This is a genomic window from Streptomyces thermoviolaceus (assembly GCF_045209695.1).
Lineage (GTDB): Bacteria > Actinomycetota > Actinomycetes > Streptomycetales > Streptomycetaceae > Streptomyces > Streptomyces thermoviolaceus.
In genome coordinates, this window is the sequence record NZ_CP109280.1 from 5,781,271 (window position 1) to 5,801,625 (window position 20,355).

The window sequence follows — 20,355 nt, forward strand, 5'->3', positions numbered from 1 at the left end:
CCTCACGCCTCCCGGCCGGCGGGTGCGGGCCGCTTCTCGTCCGTGTCCGTGTCCAGGCCGTCCGCGGTGATCGCCTGCACCGGGCAGGCGGCGACGGCCCGGGCGACCTTCTCCCGGTGCTCGTCGCCGGCCCAGGGGGCGTAGACCAGCGACTCCTCCCCGTGCAGGGTGAACACCTCCGGCGCGAGGAACGCGCACTGGGCGTAGCCCTGGCATCTGTTCAGGTCGACGACGATGCGCATCGGTGTTCCGCCCCTTCCGGCGGCCGGGTCCCCGGGTGCCCGGCGTGGCGGGCACCCCGGGACGGCGATCCTCTCCCGGTCAGGATCGGGGTGTCGCCCACCGCACGCCCGGCGGGACGGACCGAAGGGGTGACGGGACGGCGGACCCGGACGGCGCGAAGGGGGTGACGGAACCGCGCATCCGGACGGATCGAAGGAGGGCGACGGGTGGCCGGCCCGCCGGCCGCGGACGACCGGGGTCCGGTCACCTGCGGTAGCCGAGGATCGTCATCATCCCGGACTCCGAGTGGTACTGGTTGTGGCAGTGGAGCATCCACAGGCCCGGGTTGTCCGCGTAGAAGTCGCACACGAGCTTGCGGTGCGGCAGCACGATCGCGGTGTCCTTGCGCGCGCCCGCCGCGTCCAGGCCGGTCATGGCGAACGTGTGGCCGTGCAGGTGGACGGGGTGCCACATGTCGGTGGCGTTGATGACGGTGAGCCGGACCCGCTCGTCCTGCCGTACGGCGTGGCGCTGCTCGATGGAGTACGGCTTGTGGTCGAAGGTCCAGTTGAAGGCCTTCATGGTGCCGGTGAGCCGCAGCCGGATGTGCCGGTCGGGTTCGCGGTCGGAGTACGCCACCGACTCGTCCGGCACCAGACGCCGCGCCGGCACGACACGGCCCTCCAGCTCGTCCGGGTGCACCGACGGCTTCGGCAGATCCCCGCTGCCGGCCGTGCGCAGCACCGCGAGGGCCCGTGCCTTCTTGCCCTCGGCCAGCGCCACCAGCGGGAACACCCCGTCCTTGGCGGTGACCAGGACGTCGTAGCGCTCGGCCATGCCCAGCAGCAGGGCGTCGGTGCTCGCATGCTGCACCGGGTAGCCGTCCGTGTGCGTGATCGTCATCCGGTGCCCGCCCAGCGCCACCCGGAAGGCCGTGTCCGCGCTCGCGTTGATGATGCGCAGCCGGATGCGGTCCCCGGGCTTGGCCCGGAACACCGAGGGAGCCTCGGGGAGCCGTCCGTTGACCAGGTAGTGGGGGAAGTCGACGTTGCCGCCCATGCTGCGGAGCAGGGGACTGTGGGAGTGACGCAGCACCCGGGAGGGGCCGGACCCCGCGCCCGTGCCGTGATCGTGTCCGGACGAGCCGCCCATGTCCATCGGCGGACGCTTGCCGTGGTGCAGCTGGGTGAGCACACCGTCCGGCGTGGAGCCGTCCACGCCGTCCAGCCAGTCGTCCAGGACGACGACCCACTCCTTGTCGTACTTCAGCGGCTCCTTGGGGTCCTCCACGATCAGCGGCGCGTACAGACCGCGGTCGAGCTGCATGCCGGAGTGCGAGTGCAGCCAGTACGTGCCCGGGTGCGACACCGTGAAGCGGTAGGCGAACTCCGCGCCCGGCGCGATGCCCCGCTGGGTGAGGTCGGGCACGCCGTCCATGTCGCAGCGCAGGCGCACACCGTGCGAGTGCAGCGTGGTGTCCACGGGCAGGTGGTTGACGAGCGTGAGGTTCAGGATGTCGCCCGCGGTGACCCGCACCTCCTTGCCGGGCAGATCGCCGCCGTACGCCCAGGTCCTGACGGTCCGTCCGCCGAGGTCCACCCGGGTCTCGGCGGCGGTCAGCCGGAAGCTGCGCACCGGCCCGCCCCCGCGCTCCTTCTCGACGGCCAGGACCTCCGGGTCGGACGGGTTCACATATCCCTTGGGGCCCTTGGGCACGAAGCGGCGGGTGCCGGCGTCGGGCGCGGGGTGCGCCGCGTGCCCGGTCTCCGTGCGTGGATCCGGCTTCGCGGAGCCGGATGCCGAACAGCAGCCCAGGAGTGCCGAGCCGGCAGCCATGAGCGAGGCACTGATCAAGGTACGCCGCGTAGGTGTGTGCATGACTGAATAACACACGTTTCATGGCGATATGTGGGAGAACCGCGGCGGCGCGCCGGGGATGTCGGTGGCCTTTTCGATGCCTGCGGCCGAACCGTCGTGCCGCCATCCGGCGGTGCGCATACGACGAGGCGGCGGGACCGGCACACCGGTCCCGCCGCCTCGTCGGGTGCGGTCAGCTCTGCCGGGCGGCGGCCCGCCGGGCGTTGTTGTACAGGCGCAGAAGATGTTTCGCCACGGCGCACGGCACGGAGTCGGCGGCGCACTGGCGGCAGGACCGCATGTGGTTCTCGTAGGTGGACTGCGCTTGTCGCAGAGCATCGTCCTGGGACGGCATCAGGATCCTCGCACGGGGGTAGGACGGAACACAGGTCTCCCGCGCGTGCCGCGGAGAGTACCCGGCGCAGCAGTTGATCATGTTACTGCCGGTAGTGGAAAGTCGCCTTCCGCTACACTCCGCAGTCGTCCGGTCGCAGTCGTGGCGACAGATCGCCCGAAAGCGTCCCAGGTGGTGTGCGGCGCCGCGCGGACCCGTCCCGCACGTCGTCGATCTCACGTCCGCCGTATGGTCAAGGTCATGGTCCGGCTGTCATCAGGATCACGCACGCCTGTCGCCGGACTCACGGTCCGCCGGCCGTTCGGGGCACAGCCGTGGCGCCGTTCCGGTCATGGTCACGGTGCCGTCCCGGTCACGGCCGTGCCGCCGCCCCTGTCACGCGTGCGTGCGTGCCGAGTACGCCCACCAGCGGCCCTCGTGTCGGCTGACCTGCACGGGGCGGCCGAAGCACGCCGTCAGCGACGGCCCGGTCAGCACCTCCTCGACGGGGCCGTGCGACAGGATCCGGCCCTCGCGCAGCAGCAGCGCATGGCTGACCGCGGGGGACAGCTCCTCCAGATGATGGGTGACCGTCACGGTGGACAGGCGCGGCCGGCCCTCGGCCAGCCGGTGCATCGCCTCCACCAGGTCCTCCCGGGAGGGCAGGTCGAGGGCGTTGAACGGCTCGTCGAGCAGCAGCAGGGCCGGGTCGGCCATCAGCGCGCGGGCGATGAGGATGCGGGCCCGCTGCCCGCCCGAGCACACCCCGTAGGGCCGGTCCGCCAGCTCCTTGATGTCCAGCTCGGCCAGCAGCTCGTGGGCCCGCTGCCGGACCTCGTCGTCGTACATCCGCCACAGCGGCTGCACCGTGCCGGTGTGACCGGTCAGCACCACGGTGTGCGCGTCGAGGTCCTGCGGCACCCGTTGCGCGGACGTGACATGCCCGATCCGGGCCCGCAGTTCCCGCACGTCGACGCGTCCCAGCCGGGCGCCCAGCACCTCGACCGTGCCGGCCGTCGGGTGCATCAGGGCGCCGAGCAGCCGCAGCAGCGTGGTCTTCCCGGCGCCGTTGGCGCCCAGCAGCGCCCAGTGCTCCCCGGCCCGTACGGTCCAGTCGATGCCGTCGAGGATGACCTGGTCGGTCGTGTAGCGGCGGACGCTCACCCCGCTGAGCGCCACGACGGCGTCGTCGGTTCCCGCCGGCGTCCGGTGCGCCGTCTGCTCGGTCATCTTCCGTCTCCCCTCGGCATGTGCGGCATCGCCAGGTCGGCACGACGACGGTAGAGGCAGACGGCACGAGGTCGCCCGAAGTGTCCGCTGGGTGGACGGGGTCCCGTCCGGCCGCTCACGCCCCGGGTGCGCGCCGCGGGCCGCCGGTGACGGCGCCACCGCACCGCACACGGCGTCAGGGTCCGCCGCCCGTGGCGCTCCGCCCTGGTGTCCACGCCCCGTCAGGGCACCGCGTGTCCCCCGGGGCTCCGACGGGCCGCTTCACCCGAATGGCCTTCCCTGGGGGCGTACCGCCGCCGAACGGGTGTCTCCTGGAGCGGGAGAGGCGTCCATCGAGGGAGCCGATCATGTACGAGATGTGTGCAGGACTCGAAGAACCCGGCGGGGCACCGGTGTGGCACGTCATGGCCAAGAGCGAGGCCAGGACGCTCTGCGGCCGACGGCTCGGACAGCGTGTCGACGGGGCGAGCGCGCAGCGGGCCGGTCATTGTTCCACCTGCATGACCTTGTTCGGCAAGCTGATGACCGCGCCACCGGCCGTCAACTCACCAGCGACGACGGAGGGCTGAGGTCGTCCCTTCCCGTTCCGTCTCGTTTCTTCCGGACCGGGGACGCAGCGGCGCACGCGAGGGCCTGCCCCGTCCGCGGCAGGTCCGCGGACGGAGGCAGGCCCTCGGTCTCGGGCGGGGCGCGGTGACGGCGGGCCGGACCGCACGCCGCCGGTCACACGCGCCGGTCACACGCGCCGGGCGCGTGACCGGCGCGCTGCGCACGGCACGCCATGAGGTCCAGGTGTGCTCGCTGTGGCCCGCGGGCCGGCTGGGCCGCGTGGGGCGACGGCGCGTCAAGGGTTGGTGCATCTTTCGGCAAGGTGGGACCGATTCCGCATTCCGGCGGCGGCCGCTGGGTAACACTGTGCGGCGGAGGGGGGACCGTGTGCGGCGGCGTGTTCCGTCGCGCCCGTCCCGAAGTTGCCGCACCGCCTGGGGGACGGCGGTGGGGGACCAGTCGGGGGGATGCATGACGCAGTCGCTTCCTGGACGGCGTCCGGTCCGTGCGAGGACGTCCGGCGGGCGGCCGGGTCTTCCGGTCGTCGTGATCGGGGCCGGACCCTACGGGCTGTCGGTCGCCGCGCACCTGCGCGCGGCCCAGGTGCCGGTGCGCGTCTTCGGCGAGGTCATGGGCAGCTGGCGGCATGCCATGGCGACCGGCATGTTCCTGAAGTCGACACCCAACGCCGTCGACCTGTCCGTGCCGGAACCCGGAGGCCGGCTCGCGGACTTTCTCCGGGTGCACGGCGAGCCGGAACTGACCGTGCGGACCCCGATCCCGTGCGAGGTCTTCGTCCGCTACGGACAGTGGTTCCAGAAGCGGTACGTCGGCGAGGTGGAACCGGCGCGCGTCGTGGCCGTGGAGCGGGCCGCCGGCTCCGCCTTCGCGGTGTGCCTGGACGACGGGCAGCATCTCGAGGCGCGGTCCGTGGTCGTGGCCACCGGCCTGAACCATCTGGCCCACATACCCCCACAACTGCGCCGTCTCGCGCCCGAGGGGCCCGGCGTCGGCGCCCTGGTGTCGCACACCAGCCACCACACCGACCTGTCCCGCTACGCCGGCCGGCGCGTCGCGGTGGTCGGCGGCGGCCAGTCCGCGCTGGAGAGCGCGGCCCTGCTGCACGAGTCCGGTGCCGAGACCCGGGTGCTGGCACGGGAGCGGAGCCTGCTGTGGGGGACGGTCCCGGACGAGCACCGGCCGTGGCCGCTCAGGATCGTGCGCCCCGGCTCGCCGCTGGGCAACGGCTGGATCCTCGCCGGTGTGTGCCGGGCGCCCGGCGCCGTCCGCCGGCTGCCCCCGGCCGCCCGGCTGCTGCTGTTCCGCAGGGCGCTGCGCCCCTCGGGCGGCTGGTGGCTGCGGGACCGGGTCGAGGGAATCGTTCCGGTGACGACGTCGTGCCGCATCGTACGGGCCGAGGCGGCCGGGGCGACGGTGCGGCTGGAGGTGGCCGGGCCGGGGCACACAACGGAGAGCCTGGTCGTGGATCATGTGCTGGCCGCCACCGGGTACCGCCTCGATCTCGGCTCCCTGTCCTTCCTGACGCCCGAGATCCTGCGGGAGCTGCGCATCGTGCCGGGCTCCCGGGCGCCGTGGCTGTCCGCCGGGTTCGAGTCGTCGGTGCCGGGCCTGTACTTCGTCGGATCGCTGTCGGCGCCGATGTTCGGCCCGATGCTGCGGTTCGTCGCCGGCACGGAGTTCGCCGCCGGCCGGGTTGCCCGCGACCTGGTGCGCGGCGCGGCGGCGCGGTGAGGCGGGCGGCGAGCGGGCCGGACGGACGGCGGGCAACCGCAGGGCCCGGGGGCGGCGTGCCGCGGTGATCGACATGTCGGGGTGAACCGCGCGGCCCCGGTGGGTCGCCGAGCTGTTTGCCTAAAGCCTTTAGGAAACTGCATAATCCCTTCAGGAAAGACGAAGGGATCGCTGTGCCGCGTGCTGGACTCACCGTCGAACGCCTCGTGCGGGCGGGGGCGGAACTCGCCGACGAGGTCGGCTTCGACCAAGTCACCGTCTCGGCCGTCGCCCGGCGGTTCGACGTCAAGGTCGCGAGCCTGTACTCGCACCTGAAGAACTCCCACGACCTCAAGACCAGGATCGCCCTGCTGGCGTTGGAGGAGCTGGCCGACCGTTCCGCGCATGCCCTGGCGGGCCGCGCCGGGCGGGACGCCCTGGCCGCGCTCGCCGACGTCTACCGCGACTACGCCCGCGCGCACCCCGGCCGCTACGCCGCCGCCCGGCTCCCGCTCGACGCCGAGACGGCCGCCGCCAGCGCCGGCGTGCGGCACTCCCGGATGATGCGGGCCGTGCTGCGCGGATACGGCCTGCCGGAGCCGGACCAGACGCACGCCGTCCGGCTGCTCGGCAGTGTCCTGCACGGCTACGTCAGCCTGGAGCTGGCCGGAGGATTCGCCCACAGCAGCCCCGACGCCCAGGTCAGCTGGGAGTGGATCCTGGACCGCCTCGACGGGATGCTGAGCAGCCTGAGCCCGCACTGACCCGCGCCGCGGCCGTGCGCCGACACGCACACGAGCCGCACACCCGGCCCCGCCGCGGGGCCGTGGCCGCAGCGCGGGCCGCCCCCGCGCCCGGAGGCCCTCCCGCGCCCCCGCGCCCGGAGGCCCTCCCGCGCCGCCGCGCCCTCCGGCCTGCCGCGCACCCCGCGCCGACCGGCGCACCCTCCCCATGCCCCTGCCCACCGCCGAGACCCCCCAGGTGGAACCGTGAACACCGACCCCCGCTGGATCACCACCCCGCTCACCGCGGACCTCGTGCGCGGAGCGCTCGAACTCGAACGCACCCCGCACGGCCTCCTCCCGCACCGCCTCCCGGCACGCGCCCGCGCCCAGTGCGCCGACCCCCAGCTGGCCATGGCCGAGACCCAGCCCTCGGGCGTCCGGCTGGCCTTCCGGACCGCCGCCACCGCCGTCGAGCTGGACACCCTGCCGACCAAACGTGTCTACACCGGCGCCCCGCCGCGCCCCGACGGCGTGTACGACCTGCTCGTCGACGGGCAGCCGGCCGGGCAGGCCACGGTGAGCGGCGGCAGCGTCCTCACCGTCGACATGGCCACCGGCACCACCGAGCACCGGCCCGGCGAACCCGGCACCCTCCGCTTCACCGGTCTGCCCGCCCGGGAGAAGGACGTCGAGATCTGGCTGCCGCACAACGAGACCACCGAGCTGGTCGCCCTGCGCACCGACGCCCCCGTCGCGCCCCTGCCCGACCGGGGCCGCAGGGTGTGGCTGCACCACGGCAGCTCCATCAGTCACGGCTCCGACGCGGCGAGCCCCACCGGCACCTGGCCCGCCCGCGCCGCGGCCCTGGCCGGAGTCGAGCTGATCAACCTGGGGCTGGGCGGCAGCGCCCTGCTGGACCCCTTCACCGCACGCGCCCTGCGCGACACCCCCGCCGACCTCATCAGCGTCAAGATCGGCATCAACCTGGTCAACGCCGACCTGATGCGGCTGCGCGCCTTCGCTCCCGCGGTCCACGGCTTCCTCGACACCATCCGCGAGGGCCACCCCACCACCCCGCTGCTGGTCATCTCACCGATCCACTGCGCCCTGCACGAGCACACCCCCGGGCCCACCCTGCCCGACCTGACCGCCCTCGCCTCCGGGCGCATGGGCTTCCGGGCCGCCGGCGATCCCGCCGAGCGCGCGAGCGGCAAGCTCACCCTCGCCGTCATCCGGGAGGAACTCGCCCGCATCGTGCGGGAGCGCGCGGCCGAGGACCCCCGCCTCGGCTACCTGGACGGGCTCGCGCTGTACGGCGAGGACGACGCCGCCGAGCTGCCGTTGCCCGACGGGCTGCACCCCGGTGCCGACGCGCACCGGCGCATCGGCGAACGCTTCGCCCGGCTGGCGTTCACGGCTCCCGGCCCCTTCGCCGACGTGCCGTGAGGCGCACTGTCCCGCAAGGATCCTGTAAGGATCAAGCAGACAAGTCGTGACGATTCGGGTCATCGGGTGCTAGAAAGGCTCGATGGCAACCCCTTCGGGCCGTCCCCGATCCCTGTCGAGGCGGTCACTGATGAAGCGGAGCCTGGGCAGCGTCGCCGGGCAGATGTTCGTCCTGCAGGTGGCGCTCGTCGTCCTGCTGGTCGTCGCGGCCGTCGTCGCCCTCATGCTCCAGTCCGAGCGGGACACCAGCGCGGAGGCCGAGCGCCGCTCCCTCGCCGTCGCCGAGACCTTCGCCAACGCCCCGGGGCTGCGCGCCGCGCTGCGCGAGCCGCGCCCCACGACCGTGCTCCAGCCCCTGACCGAGGCGGGGCGCAGAGCCGCGGGTGTCGACTTCATCGTGGTCATGGACACCCACGGCATCCGCTACACCCACCCCATGCCCGACCGCATCGGGAAGCGCTTCGTCGGCACGATCGGCCCGTCCCTGCAGGGCCGGACCCTCACCGAGAGCGTCGACGGGCCGCTCGGCCGGGAGATGCAGGCCGTCGTGCCCGTCGAGGACCCCGGCGGGCGCGTGGTCGCGCTGGTCTCCGCGGGGCTGAAGGTGAAGAACGTCGCCAACGAGGTGGAGCGGCAGATACCCATCATCCTCACCGCGGGAGCGGGCGCCCTCGGCGCGGCGACCGCCGTGACCGCCCTGGTCAGCAGGCGATTGCGCCGCCAGACCCACGGGCTCGGGCCGGACGAGATGACCCGCATGTACGACCACCACGACGCGGTGCTCCACGCGGTCCGGGAAGGCGTGCTGATCATCGACGCCGACGGGCGGCTGCTGCTCGCCAACGACGAGGCCGTACGGCTCCTCGACCTGCCCCCGGACGCCGAGGGCCGGCACGTCACCGAGCTGCCCGGCCTCGAACCGGACGCGGTCGCCCTGCTCTCCTCGGGCCGCGAGGCCACCGACGAGGTCCTCTTCGCCCGCGGCCTGCTGCTCGCCGTCAACCAGCGGCCCACCGACCGCGACGGAGGCCCGGCCGGCACCGTCGTCACCCTGCGCGACTCCACGGAGCTGCAGGCCGTCTCCGGCCGGGCACAGATCGCCCGGGAACGGCTCGAACTTCTCTACGACGCCGGCCTCGGCGTCGGCACCACCCTCGACGTCACCCGCACCGCCGAGGAACTCGCCCGGATCGTCGTCCCCCGCTTCGCCGACTTCGTCACCGTCGACCTCGCCGAGGCCGTCCTGCACGGCGGGGAACCCGACGCCCGCGCCACCGACCTGCGCCGCGTCGCCGTCCACGGCATCCACGACGACCACCCGCTGCGGCAGCGCGGCCGGCTCATCGACGTCCTGTCCGCCACCCCCTGGATCCACGGCTACCGCATCGGCCGGGTCGCCCGCATCCCCGACCTGTCCGCCGCGGCCGACTGGCAGGCCCGGGACCCGGCCGGAGCACGGCAGATCCTGGATCGCGGCATCAACACGCTGATCTCCGCCCCGATCCGGGCCCGCGGTGCCGTCCTGGGCGTGGTCAACTTCTGGCGCACCAAGGAACACGGCCCCTTCGACGACGAGGAGCTGTCCCTGGCCGAGGAACTCGTGGCCCAGGCCGCCGTCAGCATCGACAACGGCCGCCGCTACGCCCGCGAGCACACCATGGCGGTCACCCTCCAGCGCAGCCTGCTGCCGCGAGCCCTGCCCGAGCAGAACGCCATCGACGCCGCCCACCGCTACCTGCCCGCCCACTCGGGCGTCAGCGGCGACTGGTTCGACGTGATCCCGCTGCCCGGCGGCCGGGTGGCGCTCGTCGTGGGCGACGTGGTCGGCCACGGCCTGCACGCCGCCGCCACCATGGGCCGGCTGCGCACCGCGGTGCACAACTTCTCCACCCTCGACATGCCGCCCGACGAACTGCTCAGCCACCTCGACGACCTGGTCGGACGGATCGACCAGGAGGAGGCCGGCACGGAGGCGGCCGCCGTCGTCGGCGCCACCTGTCTGTACGCCATCTACGACCCCGCCACCCGCCGCTGCGCCCTGGCACGCGCCGGGCACCTCGCCCCCGTCGTGGTCCACCCGGACGGCACCGCCGCCTTCCCCGACCTGCCCTACGGGCCGCCGCTGGGCCTGGGCGGCATGCCGTTCCGCACCGAGGAGCTGGAACTGCCGGAGGGCAGCCAGCTGGTGCTCTACACCGACGGACTGGTCGAGGACCGGGGCCGCGACCTGGACGAGAACCTGGAGCTGCTGCGCACCACCCTGGCCGGCCACCCCGGCCGGTCGCCCGAACGGCACTGCCAGGCCGTGCTGGACGCCCTGCTGCCCGAGCAGCCCCAGGACGACGTGGCCCTGCTCGTCGCCCGCACCCGCGTGCTGCCGCCCGACCGGATCGCCGACTGGGACGTCCCCGCGGACCCGGCCGCGGTCTCCGGGATACGCCGGGCCGCCCGCGCCCGGCTCGACGCGTGGCAGCTGACCGACCTGGAGTACAGCCTGGAACTCGTCCTGAGCGAACTGGTCACCAACGCCGTCCGCTACGGCTCCCCGCCCCTCCACGTCCGGCTGATGTACGACCGCACGCTGATCTGCGAGGTGTCCGACGGCAGCAGCACCTCACCGCACCTGCGGTGCGCCGCGGCCACCGAGGAGGGCGGCCGGGGCCTGTTCCTGGTGGCGCGGACCGCCGAACGCTGGGGCACCCGCTACACCCCGCAGGGCAAGGTCATCTGGGCGGAGCTTGCCCTGCCCGGTGCCGACGGCACCCCGAGGATCCCCGGCCTGGAAGCCCTCGGCGACCTGGAGGACCTGCTCTAGGACCCGGCACCGGTGTGCACCGGACGCCGGGGTGCCCCACGGAACGCCGCAGGCGTCACGAGACGCCGGGACGCCACAGGGGGACCCCGGAAGCCTCCGAAGTCCCCCGCGGCGCACACGGACTGCTGACGTCAGGACGTCTCGGCCGAACCCCGCGGCAGCAGCAGGACCGCTGCGAAGCCGCACACCGCGACCGCGGCGAAGAAGTAGAAGCCCCACGGGTGACCGATGCCCGCCGTGACCAGGGCCCCGGTGATGGACGGGCCGACGATCGAGCCGATCCGGCCGATGCCGGAGGCCGAGCCGAGCGCGGTGCCGCGCACCGTGGCCGGGTAGAAGTGCGTCACGTACGCGTAGACCAGCACCTGTGCGGAGAACACGAACACCCCGGTGAAGAACACCACCACGTCGAGCAGCAGATCGCTGTCCATCTTGATGCTCAGACAGGCCAGCATCACCACCGACACCGCGAACCAGCCCAGCGTGGTGCCCTTGATGCCGCGCCGGTCGGCGACGGCACCGCCGAGGACCAGACCCACGACGCCGCCGACGTTGAGCACCAGCAGCTGGGTGACGGCGGTGGGCACCGGGTAGCCGGCGTCGTTCATCAGCTTCGGCAGCCAGGTGTTCAGGCCGTACACCAGCAGCAGGCCCATGAAGGACGCCAGCCAGACCCCGATGCCCGCACGCAGATAGGCCGGCTTCAGCAGCTCCGTGAACGGCACCCGCTGCGCGCCCTCCGCCTCCTTCGCCCGGACGAACGCCTCCGACTCCGGCAGCCGGAACCACTGGATCACGGCGACGACGAGACCGACGGCTCCGAGGACGTAGAAGAGGATCTGCCAGTCGTCGGTCACCTGCAGCGCCAGCAGCGAGGTGATCACGGCACCGGTGTGGTAGCCGGTCATGGTCAGCGTGCTGGCCCGGGCCCGCCGCTCGGGCGGCATGTGCTCGGCCATCATCGTCAGCGACACCGGCATGCAGGCGCCGAGCCCGAGCCCGGCGATCAGGCGCAGCACGGCGAACATCGTCACCGACCCGGCCAGCGGCACCAGCAGCGTGAACACGGAGAACAGCACGACGGACGAGATCAGCAGCAGCCGCCGGCCGAGCCGGTCGGCCAGCGGGCCGACGCAGACCGCGCCGATGGCCACGCCGACCAGCGACAGCGTGGCGATCGTGGTGGCGTCACCGGCGGTCATGCCCAGGTGATGGGTGCGCAGCAGCACCGGGATGATCGCGCCGAGGACCACGAGGTCGTAGCCCTCGAGCAGCACGGTGATCCAGCACAGCACGACGGTCCAGGCGCTGCGCCCGGTGGTGCCTCTGCCGGACGTGGTGTGGGACGGGACGGTGGATGTCATCGGACGACCCCCTGCGGACGGGTGCGGGCGAAGGATGAGGAGCGGACGGGACCCGGGCCGTGACGGACCGTGACAGGACGTGCGGACACGGCCCGAGAGGGACGACGTGCGGGATACGGCCCGGGTCGGGGACGGTCGAGAAGGTCGGGAAGGTCGGGAAGGTCGCGAAGGTCAGAACGGGTAGTCGGCGATGTCCGGGCGGACGGTGACCCACTGGGTCTCGGTGAACGCCTCGATGTTGGCCGCGGCCCCGCCGAACCGGGAACCGGTGCCGGAGGCCTTGACGCCGCCGAAGGGCGCGTTCGGCTCGTCGCCGACGGTCTGCTCGTTGATGTGCACCTTGCCGGACTCGATCCGGTCGGCGAGCCGCATCGCGGTGCCGACGTCGCCGAGGATGCCGACGGACAGTCCGTACTCGCAGTCGTCGACGATCCGCGCGGCCTCCTCCAGCGTGGAGAAGCCGATCACGGGCGCCACCGGGCCGAAGATCTCCTCGCGCCAGGCCGGCATGTCGGGCCGCACGTCCGCCAGCACCGTCGCCCGGTAGCCGGTGCCCACGATCTCGCCGCCCGCGACGACCCGCGCGCCCGCCGCGACGGACTCGGTGACGATGGAGTGCACCCGCTCCAGCTGCCGCCGGTCGATGATCGGACCGAGTGCGACGTCCTCACGGGCCGGGTCGCCCACCGTCAGCCGCTCCGCCTTCGCGGCCAGCGCGGCGGTGTACTCCTCCAGCAGCGACTCGTGCACGATGTGCCGGCCGGTGGTCATGCAGATCTGGCCCTGGTGCAGATACGAGCCGAACGCGCCCGCCGAGGCCGCCTTGTGCACGTCCGCGCCCGGCAGCACCACCAGGGCGTTGTTCCCGCCCAGCTCCAGGTGCGCCCGCTTGAGCAGCCGGCCGGCCCGCTCGCCGATGGCCCGCCCGACCGGCGTGGACCCGGTGAAGGAGATCACCCGCACCTCGGGGGCGTCCACCACCGCCTGGCCGACCGAGCCGTCGCCCGGCAGCAGATGCAGCACCCCGGCGGGCAGCCCCGCCTCCTCGAAGATCCGCGCGATGACGACGCCTCCGCCGACCACGGTGCGCGGATCCGGCTTGAGCAGCACCGCGTTGCCCAGCGCCAGCGCGGGGGCCACGGAGCGCAGCCCCAGGAGCAACGGGAAGTTGAACGGCGCGATGACGCCGACCACACCGGCCGGGCGGCGCCGGGCCAGCGACCAGCGGGACTCCTCGGACGTCAGCACCTCACCCTGCGGATGGGTGGGCAGCGACGCGCACTCGAAGCATTCGCCCACGGCCAGCCCCACCTCGAAGCCCGCCTTGGACCGCACCGAACCGGCCTCGCGCACCAGCCAGTCCTCCACCTCGGCGGCGTGCTCGGTGAACAGCTCGCCCGCCCGGCGCAGCACCGCGGCCCGCTCCTGCGGGGACACCGCCGCCCATGCCCGCTGGGCCTGCGCCGCCCGCGCCGCGGCCCGGGCCACGTCCTCCGCGGTGGCCAGGCCCACGGTGCCCAGCTGGTCCCCGGTCGCCGGCTCAACGACGGGCTGCTCGGCGGCCGCCGCCCGCCATCCGTCGCTGAAGAACCTCTTGCTCCAGACGTCGCTGTCCAGGAGTGCCATGGGTGTCCCTTCGTCGTTCTGCGGTGAACGTGTGGTGGTGGGGGAGGAGTGCGCAGGGCGGGCGCGGGGCTCAGGACGGGGTGGTGAGCGAGGTGTCCACCTGGACCAGCCGGGGCCCGTCGGCCGGCCGGGCGAGCACCGCCCGCAGTTCCTCCTCGTCGCCGGCGTGCACGGCCGGGACGCCGTACCCCTCCGCGATCCGGGTGAAGTCCAGACCCGGCAGGTCGAGACCCGGCGCCTCCGGTACGCCGAGCAGATCGCCGAACCAGCGCAGCGCGCCGTAGGTGCCGTTGCGCAGCAGCACGATCGTCAGCGGCAGGCCGAGCCGCGCGGCCGTCCACAGAGCGGTGATGCCGTAGTTCGCCGAACCGTCCCCGACGACGCCCGCCACCGGCCGGCCGGGGCTGCCCAGCGCGACACCGACCGCGCCGGGCAGCCCGAAGCCGAGGCCGCCGGCCGCCGGGAAGAAGTACGAGCCGGGGCGGCGCAGATCCATCTGGCGCCACCAGGCGGCGTTCGTCGACGTCGACTCCACCACGTACGCCGTCTCCGGCGGCAGCACCTCGCGCAGCGCGGCGAAGACCTGCTCCGGGTGCAGTCGGCCGCCCTCGCCGCGCGCCGGCGCGGGCACCGGACGGTACGGACCCACGGGCTCGGCCGGTGCCTGGAGCTGCTCCGTCAGCATCCGGATCACGGCACCGGGATCGGCGACCAGCGCCTCGCCCATCGGCGCCCGCGCCGCCGCCGAGGCGTCCTCGGTCACCTGGATCAGCCGGGTCCCCTCGGGCAGATACCGGCCGGGCAGGTACTCGTGATAGCGGAACACCGGCGCGCCCAGCACCAGCACCAGGTCGTGCCCCTCGAACGCCGCGCAGACCGGGGCGATCCCGGCGGGCAGCACGCCACGGAAGAGCGGATGCCGGTTGGGGAAGGGCAGCCGGAACTGCGAGGGCGCCGCCCACACCGGACCGCCCAGCCGTTCGGCCAGCCGCACCGCGTCGTCGAACAGGCCCGCGGTGTCGATGTCGCCGCCCAGCACCAGGGCGGGCCGGCGTGCCGACGTCACCTGTTCGGCCAGCCATCGCGCCTGCCCGGCGTCCGGGACCGCGGCCCGCCGCACCTGCCGCCGGAGCACGTGCAGGCTGTTGTCGTCGGCCTCGGCCGCCCAGTCGTCGTACGGCACCGACAGATAGACCGGCCGACGCTGCAGCCGGGCCTCGAACACCGCCTGGGCCAGGGCGCGCGGCACGTCCTGGGCGCACGCCGGCTCCGCGGCCCAGCCGACGAGCGGCCTCATCAGGGACGGCGCGTCCACGTTGGCCAGGTTGGCCTCCGGGCCGACGGCCGGCCGCACCTGCTGCCCGGCCAGCACCACCAGCGGTGTCCGCGCGGCCACGGCATTGGTCAGGGCACCCATCGCGTTCCCGGAGCCGGAGGCCGCGTGCAGGTTCACCAGCACCGGTCGGCCGGTCGCCTGCGCGTACCCGTCCGCCATCCCGACGACGGCGCCCTCGTGCAGACCCAGGACGTACCGGAACCCGTCGGGTAGATCCGCCAGGAACGGCAGTTCGTTGGAGCCGGGATTGCCGAACACGGTGGTCAGCCCCTGACGCTGCAGGAACTCGTGGGCGACGCGACGAACGGAGGGCACAGGCGGTTCCTTTCCACGTGTGGCACGGCACGTCCACGTGTGGCACAGCACGCTAGGCAACCCTGCGACATGCGCACCAATAAATGTTCGAAGCCACCGCTATAGAGTCGATCGATATGAGGAGCTTCGATCTCAACCTCGCCCGGGTCTTCGTGCTGCTGTACGAGACCGGCAGCGTCACCGCCACCGCGGAGTCGCTGCACGTCACCCAGCCCACCGTGAGCTACAGCCTGGGCAAGCTGCGCCGGCACTTCGGCGACGAGCTCTTCCGGCGCACCGGCCGCGGACTGACCCCCACCGCCGGCGCGCACCGCCTGTACGACCCGCTGCGCCGCGCGCTCACCGAGATCGACGGCACCGTCCGCCAGGCCGACACCTTCGACCCGCAGACCATGCCGGGCCGTTTCACCGTGGCCATGACCGACCTCGGCGAGGCCACGCTGCTGCCCCGCCTGCTGGCGGCGGCCCGCGAGCGTGCACCCCGGGTGTCGTTCACCGTCCGGGCACTGGACGTGGACGACGCCGAGCAGCAGCTGCGCCGAGGCGACCTCGACGCCTTCGTCGCCACCCCCGTGCTGACCTCCCACCGCACCGTGCGCATCCCGCTCTTCCAGGAGCGCTACGTCGCCATGGTCGCCGCCGACCACCCCCGGGTCCGCGGCGAGTGCATCACCCTGGAGCAGCTGTCCGCCGAGCGTCATGCCACGGTGTTCGGTCCCAGCGGGCACGTGGTGCCGCGGGCCGCGCTCGCCGCCCACGGACTGCTGGACCGGGTGGTGGTGGAGGCCACCCGCTTCTCGATGCTGCCGTACTTGTTGGAGCAGACCGACCTGGTCGCCCTCGTCCCCGAGTACGTGGGGGAGGTGTTCACCGCCTCGCGCCGGCTGCGCCTGCTGCGGCTGCCGTTCGAGACGGAACCCATCGAGATCGCCCTCTACGCCCGGCACGAGTCCTCGCGCAGCCCCGCCCAGCGGTGGCTGGTGCAGTTCATGGCCGAGGTGCTCGGGCAGCGGGTCAGCCGCGCCCAGCTGCCGCCCTACGCCACCGGCCCGGCGCCGTCCGGCCGCTGACGCGCCCACCCCGCCGGAGGACGCCGCAGTAGGCCGACGGGGTGCATTCGGGTGGGTGTTGGGCCGATCCGGGGACGCACCGTCACGTCCCGGGCGGACCGAGCCGCGAGGATGGTGCGGAGCCCTGCGGTACCTCCGCGGAACTCACGCGTCCAGCTTGAGAGCACCCGAGAGAAAGCGTGTCACGGGCCGCATGACTGACGTTCAGCACCCCACGCGGGACATCCCGGCTCCGCCCCGTCGTCGCCTGCGGCCCGGGGCCCTGGTGGTCGCCTGGGTGACGACCACCGACCACAAGAAGATCGGGTCCCTCTACCTGATCACGTCGTTCCTGTTCTTCCTGTTCGGCGGCGTGCTCGCCCTGGTGATGCGGGCCGAACTGGGCCGGCCCGGGCTGCAGATCATGTCCAACGAGCAGTACAACCAGGCGTTCACGATGCACGGCACGGTCATGCTGCTGATGTTCGCGACGCCGTTGTTCTCCGGCTTCGCGAACTGGATCATGCCGCTGCAGATCGGCGCCCCGGACGTGGCCTTCCCCCGGCTGAACATGCTGGCCTACTGGCTGTACCTGCTCGGCTCGCTGATCGCGGTGGCCGGCTTCCTCACCCCGAACGGCGCGGCCGACTTCGGCTGGTTCGCCTATTCGCCGCTGTCGGACCAGGCCCATTCGCCGAGCATCGGCGGCGACCTGTGGATCATGGGGCTGGCGCTGTCCGGCTTCGGCACGATCGCGGGCGCGGTCAACTTCATCACCACGATCATCTGCATGCGCGCGCCCGGCATGACGATGTTCCGGATGCCGATCTTCACCTGGAACGTGCTGCTCACCAGCGTCCTGGTGCTGCTGGCCTTCCCCGTGCTGGCGGCCGCGCTGCTGGGGCTGGAGGCCGACCGCAAGTTCGGCGCCCATGTCTTCGACGCCGCCAACGGCGGGGCACTGCTGTGGCAGCACCTGTTCTGGTTCTTCGGCCATCCCGAGGTGTACATCATCGCGCTGCCGTTCTTCGGCATCGTCACCGAGATCATCCCGGTCTTCGCCCGTAAACCGATCTTCGGGTACATGGGCCTGGTCGGCGCCACCATCGCCATCGCCGGGCTGTCGGTGACCGTGTGGGCGCATCACATGTACGTCACCGGCGGGGTCCTGCTGCCGTTCTTCGCCTTCATGACGTTCCTGATCGCCGTGCCGACCGGGGTGAAGTTCTTCAACTGGATCGGCACCATGTGGCACGGTTCGCTGTCCTTCGAGACACCCATGCTGTGGGCGACCGGCTTCCTGGTCACCTTCCTCTTCGGCGGCCTGACCGGGGTGATCCTCGCCTCGCCGCCGCTGGACTTCCACGTCTCCGACAGCTACTTCGTGGTGGCCCACTTCCACTACGTGGTCTTCGGCACCGTCGTGTTCGCGATGTTCGCCGGCTTCCACTACTGGTGGCCGAAGTGGACGGGCAGGATGCTCGACGAACGCCTCGGCAAGATGACCTTCTGGATGCTGTTCGTCGGCTTCCACACCACGTTCCTGGTGCAGCACTGGCTCGGTGCCGAGGGCATGCCCCGCCGCTACGCCGACTACCTGGCCGCCGACGGGTTCACCGCGCTCAACATGGTCTCCACCATCGGCTCGTTCCTGCTCGGCCTGTCGATGCTGCCGTTCTTCTACAACGTGTGGCGGACCGCCAAGTACGGGCCGAAGGTCGGCGTCGACGACCCCTGGGGCTTCGGGCGCTCCCTGGAGTGGGCCACCTCCTGCCCGCCGCCCCGCCACAACTTCGTCACCCTGCCCGTGATCCGCAGCGAGTCCCCGGCCTTCGACCTGCACCACCCGGACGTCTCGGCCGTGGACAAGCGGGAGAACCTGGGCCTGCCGCGATGACGGACGCGGCACGGCCCGCCGGTCGTGATCCTGGCCGCCCGGCCGTCCTGGCCGAGCAGGTGGAGGGCTATCTGCTGTGGCAGGCCCGCGTCGCCGAGGCCGAGGAGAGGGCCCGCGCCTTCACCGCACCGCTGCACTGGCTCACCGGCGCGCAGCGCGAGGAGATCGAACGGCACTACGTCCGCGACTGCCTCACCCGGGCCCGCGCGGACCTCCAGCGCGTCGCCGACCGCTGCCGTGAGCTGCGCGGCGAGTACGAGGAGCGCTACCGCGTGCTGCGCATGCGCTGCGTGGCACTGACGGTCGCGGGCATCGCCGTCGCCGTGGCGGCGACGCTGGTGCTCACCGCCACTGCCGCGCATCCGTGACCCGGCGCCGGGCGCCCGCATCCGGACGGCGCCACAAGGGGTGCGCGGGCAGGCCGGACCGACGCGTGGCCGTCGCCTCGTCCGCGGCACGGCCCGGCGTCGCGCACCCCTCAGAGCACGACCGGGCGGGCGGCCGCCCGGTAGGCCGTCGCACGGGCGTGCGCCGCCTCCAGCACCGCGAGGAGCACCTGCTTGCTGGAGGCACGCTCCCGCACGTCGCACAGCACCACCGGGACCGCCGGGTCCAGATCCAGCGCCGCCCGCACCTGCTCGGCGGTGCAGTCGCGTCGGCCGTGGAAGCAGTTGACGCCCACGGCGAACGGGATGCCGCGCTCCTCGAAGAAGTCGATCGAGGCGAACGACGCCTCCAGCCGCCGGGTGTCCGCCAGGACCACCGCGCCGAGCGCGCCCGTGGCCAGGTCGTCCCACATGAACCAGAACCGGTCCTGACCGGGCGTGCCGAACAGATACAGCACCAGCTCCGGTGCGATCGTGATCCGCCCGAAGTCCATCGCCACCGTGGTGGAGACCTTGCCCTCCACCCCGGACAGATCGTCCACGCCGAGACTCGCCTCGGTCATGCGCTCCTCCGTCTCCAACGGAGGCACCTCGCTCACCGAGGCCACCATGGTGGTCTTGCCGACCCCGAAACCGCCCGCGATGAGGATCTTCAACGCGGTCGGCATGACCGGGTCAGAGTTGACGGATACCATCCATCACCCTTTCGATCAGTTCCACGCTCGGCCGGCTGTCCTGTCCGGGCGGCGACTGGACGAGGATCAGCGAGGCGTCGAGCAGATCCCCGCACAGCACCTTCACCACGCTCACCGGCAGGTCGAGCAGAGCGGCGATCTCCGCCACCGCCATGGCCCGGTCCCGGCACAGCTCCAGGATCCGGTCGGCCTCCGGCTCCAGACCGGACGGCGTGTCTCTCGCGGAACGGGCGACGACAAGGGTGATCAGCGTGAAGGCATGCTGGCTGTGCCGGGTGCGTCCACCGGTGATGGCGTACGGCCGTAAGTAGCGCCCCGTCTCCTCGCCGTCGAGCCCGTGCGGGTCAGGCATCCTGGACAGGGGCGCCGGACGGGGACTGCACACGCGGTGCGGCCGTCAGATACTGGCCGACCTGCTTGACCAGGGTGCCCATCTCGTACGCCATCATCCCCACATCCACTTCTTCCGAGGCGAACGCCGCCAGCCGGGCGCCCTGCCCGGCAGCGGTGACGAAGAGGAACGCCTTGTCCATCTGAATGACCGTCTGCTGCACCCGCCCGCTGTGGAAGTGACGGGCCGCGCCGCGAGCGAGGGCGTGCACGCCCGAGGCCACCGCGGACAGGTGTTCGGCGTCGTCGCGGAGCAAGTCCTTGGACTTGCCGATCAAAAGGCCGTCTCCGGAGAGCACGATCGCGCAGCGGATCTCCGGTATCCGGTCCACCAGGCCGTCCAGGAGCCAGTCCAGCTGACGTCCGGTGGTCACCTGCTCAGTCATCG

At 72.7% G+C, this 20,355-nt stretch carries 18 protein-coding genes; 8 read left to right on the forward strand and 10 right to left on the reverse strand.

Features of this window, described 5'->3' with window-relative positions; translation table 11 throughout:
* Positions 1 to 2 precede the first annotated feature (2 nt).
* From OG899_RS25275 to OG899_RS25290, 4 genes are all read right to left on the reverse strand, one after another.
* Positions 3 to 242, reverse strand: a complete 240-nt coding sequence (locus tag OG899_RS25275; protein ID WP_125496391.1) for a ferredoxin — start codon at positions 240 to 242, stop codon at positions 3 to 5.
* 244 nt (positions 243 to 486) lie between these two features.
* Positions 487 to 2,100: a multicopper oxidase family protein gene (locus OG899_RS25280; protein ID WP_125496390.1), complete on the reverse strand. Its 1,614-nt coding sequence runs from the start codon at positions 2,098 to 2,100 to the stop codon at positions 487 to 489.
* 172 nt (positions 2,101 to 2,272) lie between these two features.
* Positions 2,273 to 2,434, reverse strand: a complete 162-nt coding sequence (locus OG899_RS25285) for a hypothetical protein (RefSeq protein ID WP_168131981.1) — start codon at positions 2,432 to 2,434, stop codon at positions 2,273 to 2,275.
* 375 nt (positions 2,435 to 2,809) lie between these two features.
* The gene (locus OG899_RS25290) at positions 2,810 to 3,643 is read right to left on the reverse strand and encodes an ABC transporter ATP-binding protein (RefSeq protein WP_125496389.1); all 834 of its coding nucleotides are present in this window, start codon (positions 3,641 to 3,643) and stop codon (positions 2,810 to 2,812) included.
* A gap of 347 nt (positions 3,644 to 3,990) precedes the next feature.
* Here OG899_RS25290 and OG899_RS25295 point away from each other — a divergent pair, with 347 nt between their 5' ends.
* The 5 genes from OG899_RS25295 to OG899_RS25315 all read left to right on the forward strand — a co-directional run bounded on the left by OG899_RS25295 (position 3,991) and on the right by OG899_RS25315 (position 10,909).
* Positions 3,991 to 4,212 (forward strand): hypothetical protein, encoded by a 222-nt coding sequence (locus OG899_RS25295; protein WP_125496388.1) that lies wholly within the window; start codon positions 3,991 to 3,993, stop codon positions 4,210 to 4,212.
* A gap of 526 nt (positions 4,213 to 4,738) precedes the next feature.
* Positions 4,739 to 5,944 (forward strand): FAD-dependent oxidoreductase, encoded by a 1,206-nt coding sequence (locus OG899_RS25300; RefSeq protein ID WP_229814362.1) that lies wholly within the window; start codon positions 4,739 to 4,741, stop codon positions 5,942 to 5,944.
* A 173-nt stretch (positions 5,945 to 6,117) separates the two neighbouring features.
* Complete coding sequence (locus OG899_RS25305) at positions 6,118 to 6,687, forward strand: TetR/AcrR family transcriptional regulator (protein WP_125496386.1); 570 nt, start codon at positions 6,118 to 6,120, stop codon at positions 6,685 to 6,687.
* A 225-nt stretch (positions 6,688 to 6,912) separates the two neighbouring features.
* Positions 6,913 to 8,094: a GDSL-type esterase/lipase family protein gene (locus OG899_RS25310; protein ID WP_168131984.1), complete on the forward strand. Its 1,182-nt coding sequence runs from the start codon at positions 6,913 to 6,915 to the stop codon at positions 8,092 to 8,094.
* Between the two features lie 130 nt (positions 8,095 to 8,224).
* Positions 8,225 to 10,909 carry a SpoIIE family protein phosphatase/ATP-binding protein gene (locus OG899_RS25315; protein ID WP_260604035.1) on the forward strand — a complete coding sequence of 895 codons (2,685 nt, stop codon included), beginning with the start codon at positions 8,225 to 8,227 and terminating at the stop codon, positions 10,907 to 10,909.
* Between the two features lie 131 nt (positions 10,910 to 11,040).
* Here OG899_RS25315 and OG899_RS25320 read toward each other — a convergent pair whose 3' ends face one another.
* The 3 genes from OG899_RS25320 to mdlC form a co-directional block, all read right to left on the reverse strand.
* On the reverse strand, positions 11,041 to 12,273 hold the full coding sequence (locus tag OG899_RS25320; protein ID WP_125496385.1) for an aromatic acid/H+ symport family MFS transporter: 1,233 nt from the start codon (positions 12,271 to 12,273) through the stop codon (positions 11,041 to 11,043).
* A gap of 171 nt (positions 12,274 to 12,444) precedes the next feature.
* Positions 12,445 to 13,899 carry a benzaldehyde dehydrogenase gene (locus OG899_RS25325; protein WP_125496384.1) on the reverse strand — a complete coding sequence of 485 codons (1,455 nt, stop codon included), beginning with the start codon at positions 13,897 to 13,899 and terminating at the stop codon, positions 12,445 to 12,447.
* 70 nt (positions 13,900 to 13,969) lie between these two features.
* A complete protein-coding gene (gene mdlC / locus OG899_RS25330; protein ID WP_125496383.1) occupies positions 13,970 to 15,550 on the reverse strand; it encodes a benzoylformate decarboxylase in 1,581 nt (526 codons plus the stop codon).
* 116 nt (positions 15,551 to 15,666) lie between these two features.
* On the opposite strand from mdlC, the gene OG899_RS25335 reads away from it, so the two are divergent.
* The 3 genes from OG899_RS25335 to OG899_RS25345 all read left to right on the forward strand — a co-directional run bounded on the left by OG899_RS25335 (position 15,667) and on the right by OG899_RS25345 (position 18,864).
* Positions 15,667 to 16,620 (forward strand): LysR family transcriptional regulator, encoded by a 954-nt coding sequence (locus OG899_RS25335; RefSeq protein WP_125496382.1) that lies wholly within the window; start codon positions 15,667 to 15,669, stop codon positions 16,618 to 16,620.
* A gap of 193 nt (positions 16,621 to 16,813) precedes the next feature.
* Positions 16,814 to 18,496: a cytochrome c oxidase subunit I gene (ctaD, locus tag OG899_RS25340; RefSeq protein ID WP_189428409.1), complete on the forward strand. Its 1,683-nt coding sequence runs from the start codon at positions 16,814 to 16,816 to the stop codon at positions 18,494 to 18,496.
* Positions 18,493 to 18,864, forward strand: coding sequence for a cytochrome C oxidase subunit I (locus OG899_RS25345; RefSeq protein WP_125496380.1), 372 nt, complete (start codon positions 18,493 to 18,495; stop codon positions 18,862 to 18,864). Before ctaD ends, OG899_RS25345 begins: the two co-directional genes overlap by 4 nt.
* A gap of 110 nt (positions 18,865 to 18,974) precedes the next feature.
* Here OG899_RS25345 and OG899_RS25350 read toward each other — a convergent pair whose 3' ends face one another.
* The 3 genes from OG899_RS25350 to OG899_RS25360 are packed head-to-tail and all read right to left on the reverse strand — an operon-like array spanning position 18,975 to position 20,353.
* Complete coding sequence (locus OG899_RS25350) at positions 18,975 to 19,577, reverse strand: ATP/GTP-binding protein (RefSeq protein ID WP_125496379.1); 603 nt, start codon at positions 19,575 to 19,577, stop codon at positions 18,975 to 18,977.
* On the reverse strand, positions 19,558 to 19,929 hold the full coding sequence (locus tag OG899_RS25355; RefSeq protein ID WP_125496378.1) for a DUF742 domain-containing protein: 372 nt from the start codon (positions 19,927 to 19,929) through the stop codon (positions 19,558 to 19,560). The genes OG899_RS25350 and OG899_RS25355 overlap by 20 nt, the downstream gene beginning before the upstream one ends.
* Positions 19,922 to 20,353 carry a roadblock/LC7 domain-containing protein gene (locus OG899_RS25360; RefSeq protein WP_125496377.1) on the reverse strand — a complete coding sequence of 144 codons (432 nt, stop codon included), beginning with the start codon at positions 20,351 to 20,353 and terminating at the stop codon, positions 19,922 to 19,924. The genes OG899_RS25355 and OG899_RS25360 overlap by 8 nt, the downstream gene beginning before the upstream one ends.
* Positions 20,354 to 20,355 lie beyond the last annotated feature (2 nt).

Excerpts from the sequence above, each read along its gene's own strand:
- OG899_RS25275 (WP_125496391.1), bottom strand. The coding sequence starts at position 242 with ATGCGCATCGTCGTCGACCTGAACAGATGCCAGGGCTACGCCCAGTGC.
- OG899_RS25280 (WP_125496390.1), bottom strand. The coding sequence starts at position 2,100 with ATGCACACACCTACGCGGCGTACCTTGATCAGTGCCTCGCTCATGGCT.
- OG899_RS25285 (WP_168131981.1), bottom strand. The coding sequence starts at position 2,434 with ATGCCGTCCCAGGACGATGCTCTGCGACAAGCGCAGTCCACCTACGAG.
- OG899_RS25290 (WP_125496389.1), bottom strand. The coding sequence starts at position 3,643 with ATGACCGAGCAGACGGCGCACCGGACGCCGGCGGGAACCGACGACGCC.
- OG899_RS25295 (WP_125496388.1), top strand. The coding sequence starts at position 3,991 with ATGTACGAGATGTGTGCAGGACTCGAAGAACCCGGCGGGGCACCGGTG.
- OG899_RS25315 (WP_260604035.1), top strand. The coding sequence starts at position 8,225 with ATGAAGCGGAGCCTGGGCAGCGTCGCCGGGCAGATGTTCGTCCTGCAG.
- OG899_RS25320 (WP_125496385.1), bottom strand. The coding sequence starts at position 12,273 with ATGACATCCACCGTCCCGTCCCACACCACGTCCGGCAGAGGCACCACC.
- OG899_RS25325 (WP_125496384.1), bottom strand. The coding sequence starts at position 13,899 with ATGGCACTCCTGGACAGCGACGTCTGGAGCAAGAGGTTCTTCAGCGAC.
- OG899_RS25335 (WP_125496382.1), top strand. The coding sequence starts at position 15,667 with ATGAGGAGCTTCGATCTCAACCTCGCCCGGGTCTTCGTGCTGCTGTAC.
- ctaD (WP_189428409.1), top strand. The coding sequence starts at position 16,814 with ATGACTGACGTTCAGCACCCCACGCGGGACATCCCGGCTCCGCCCCGT.
- OG899_RS25345 (WP_125496380.1), top strand. The coding sequence starts at position 18,493 with ATGACGGACGCGGCACGGCCCGCCGGTCGTGATCCTGGCCGCCCGGCC.
- OG899_RS25350 (WP_125496379.1), bottom strand. The coding sequence starts at position 19,577 with ATGGTATCCGTCAACTCTGACCCGGTCATGCCGACCGCGTTGAAGATC.
- OG899_RS25355 (WP_125496378.1), bottom strand. The coding sequence starts at position 19,929 with ATGCCTGACCCGCACGGGCTCGACGGCGAGGAGACGGGGCGCTACTTA.
- OG899_RS25360 (WP_125496377.1), bottom strand. The coding sequence starts at position 20,353 with ATGACTGAGCAGGTGACCACCGGACGTCAGCTGGACTGGCTCCTGGAC.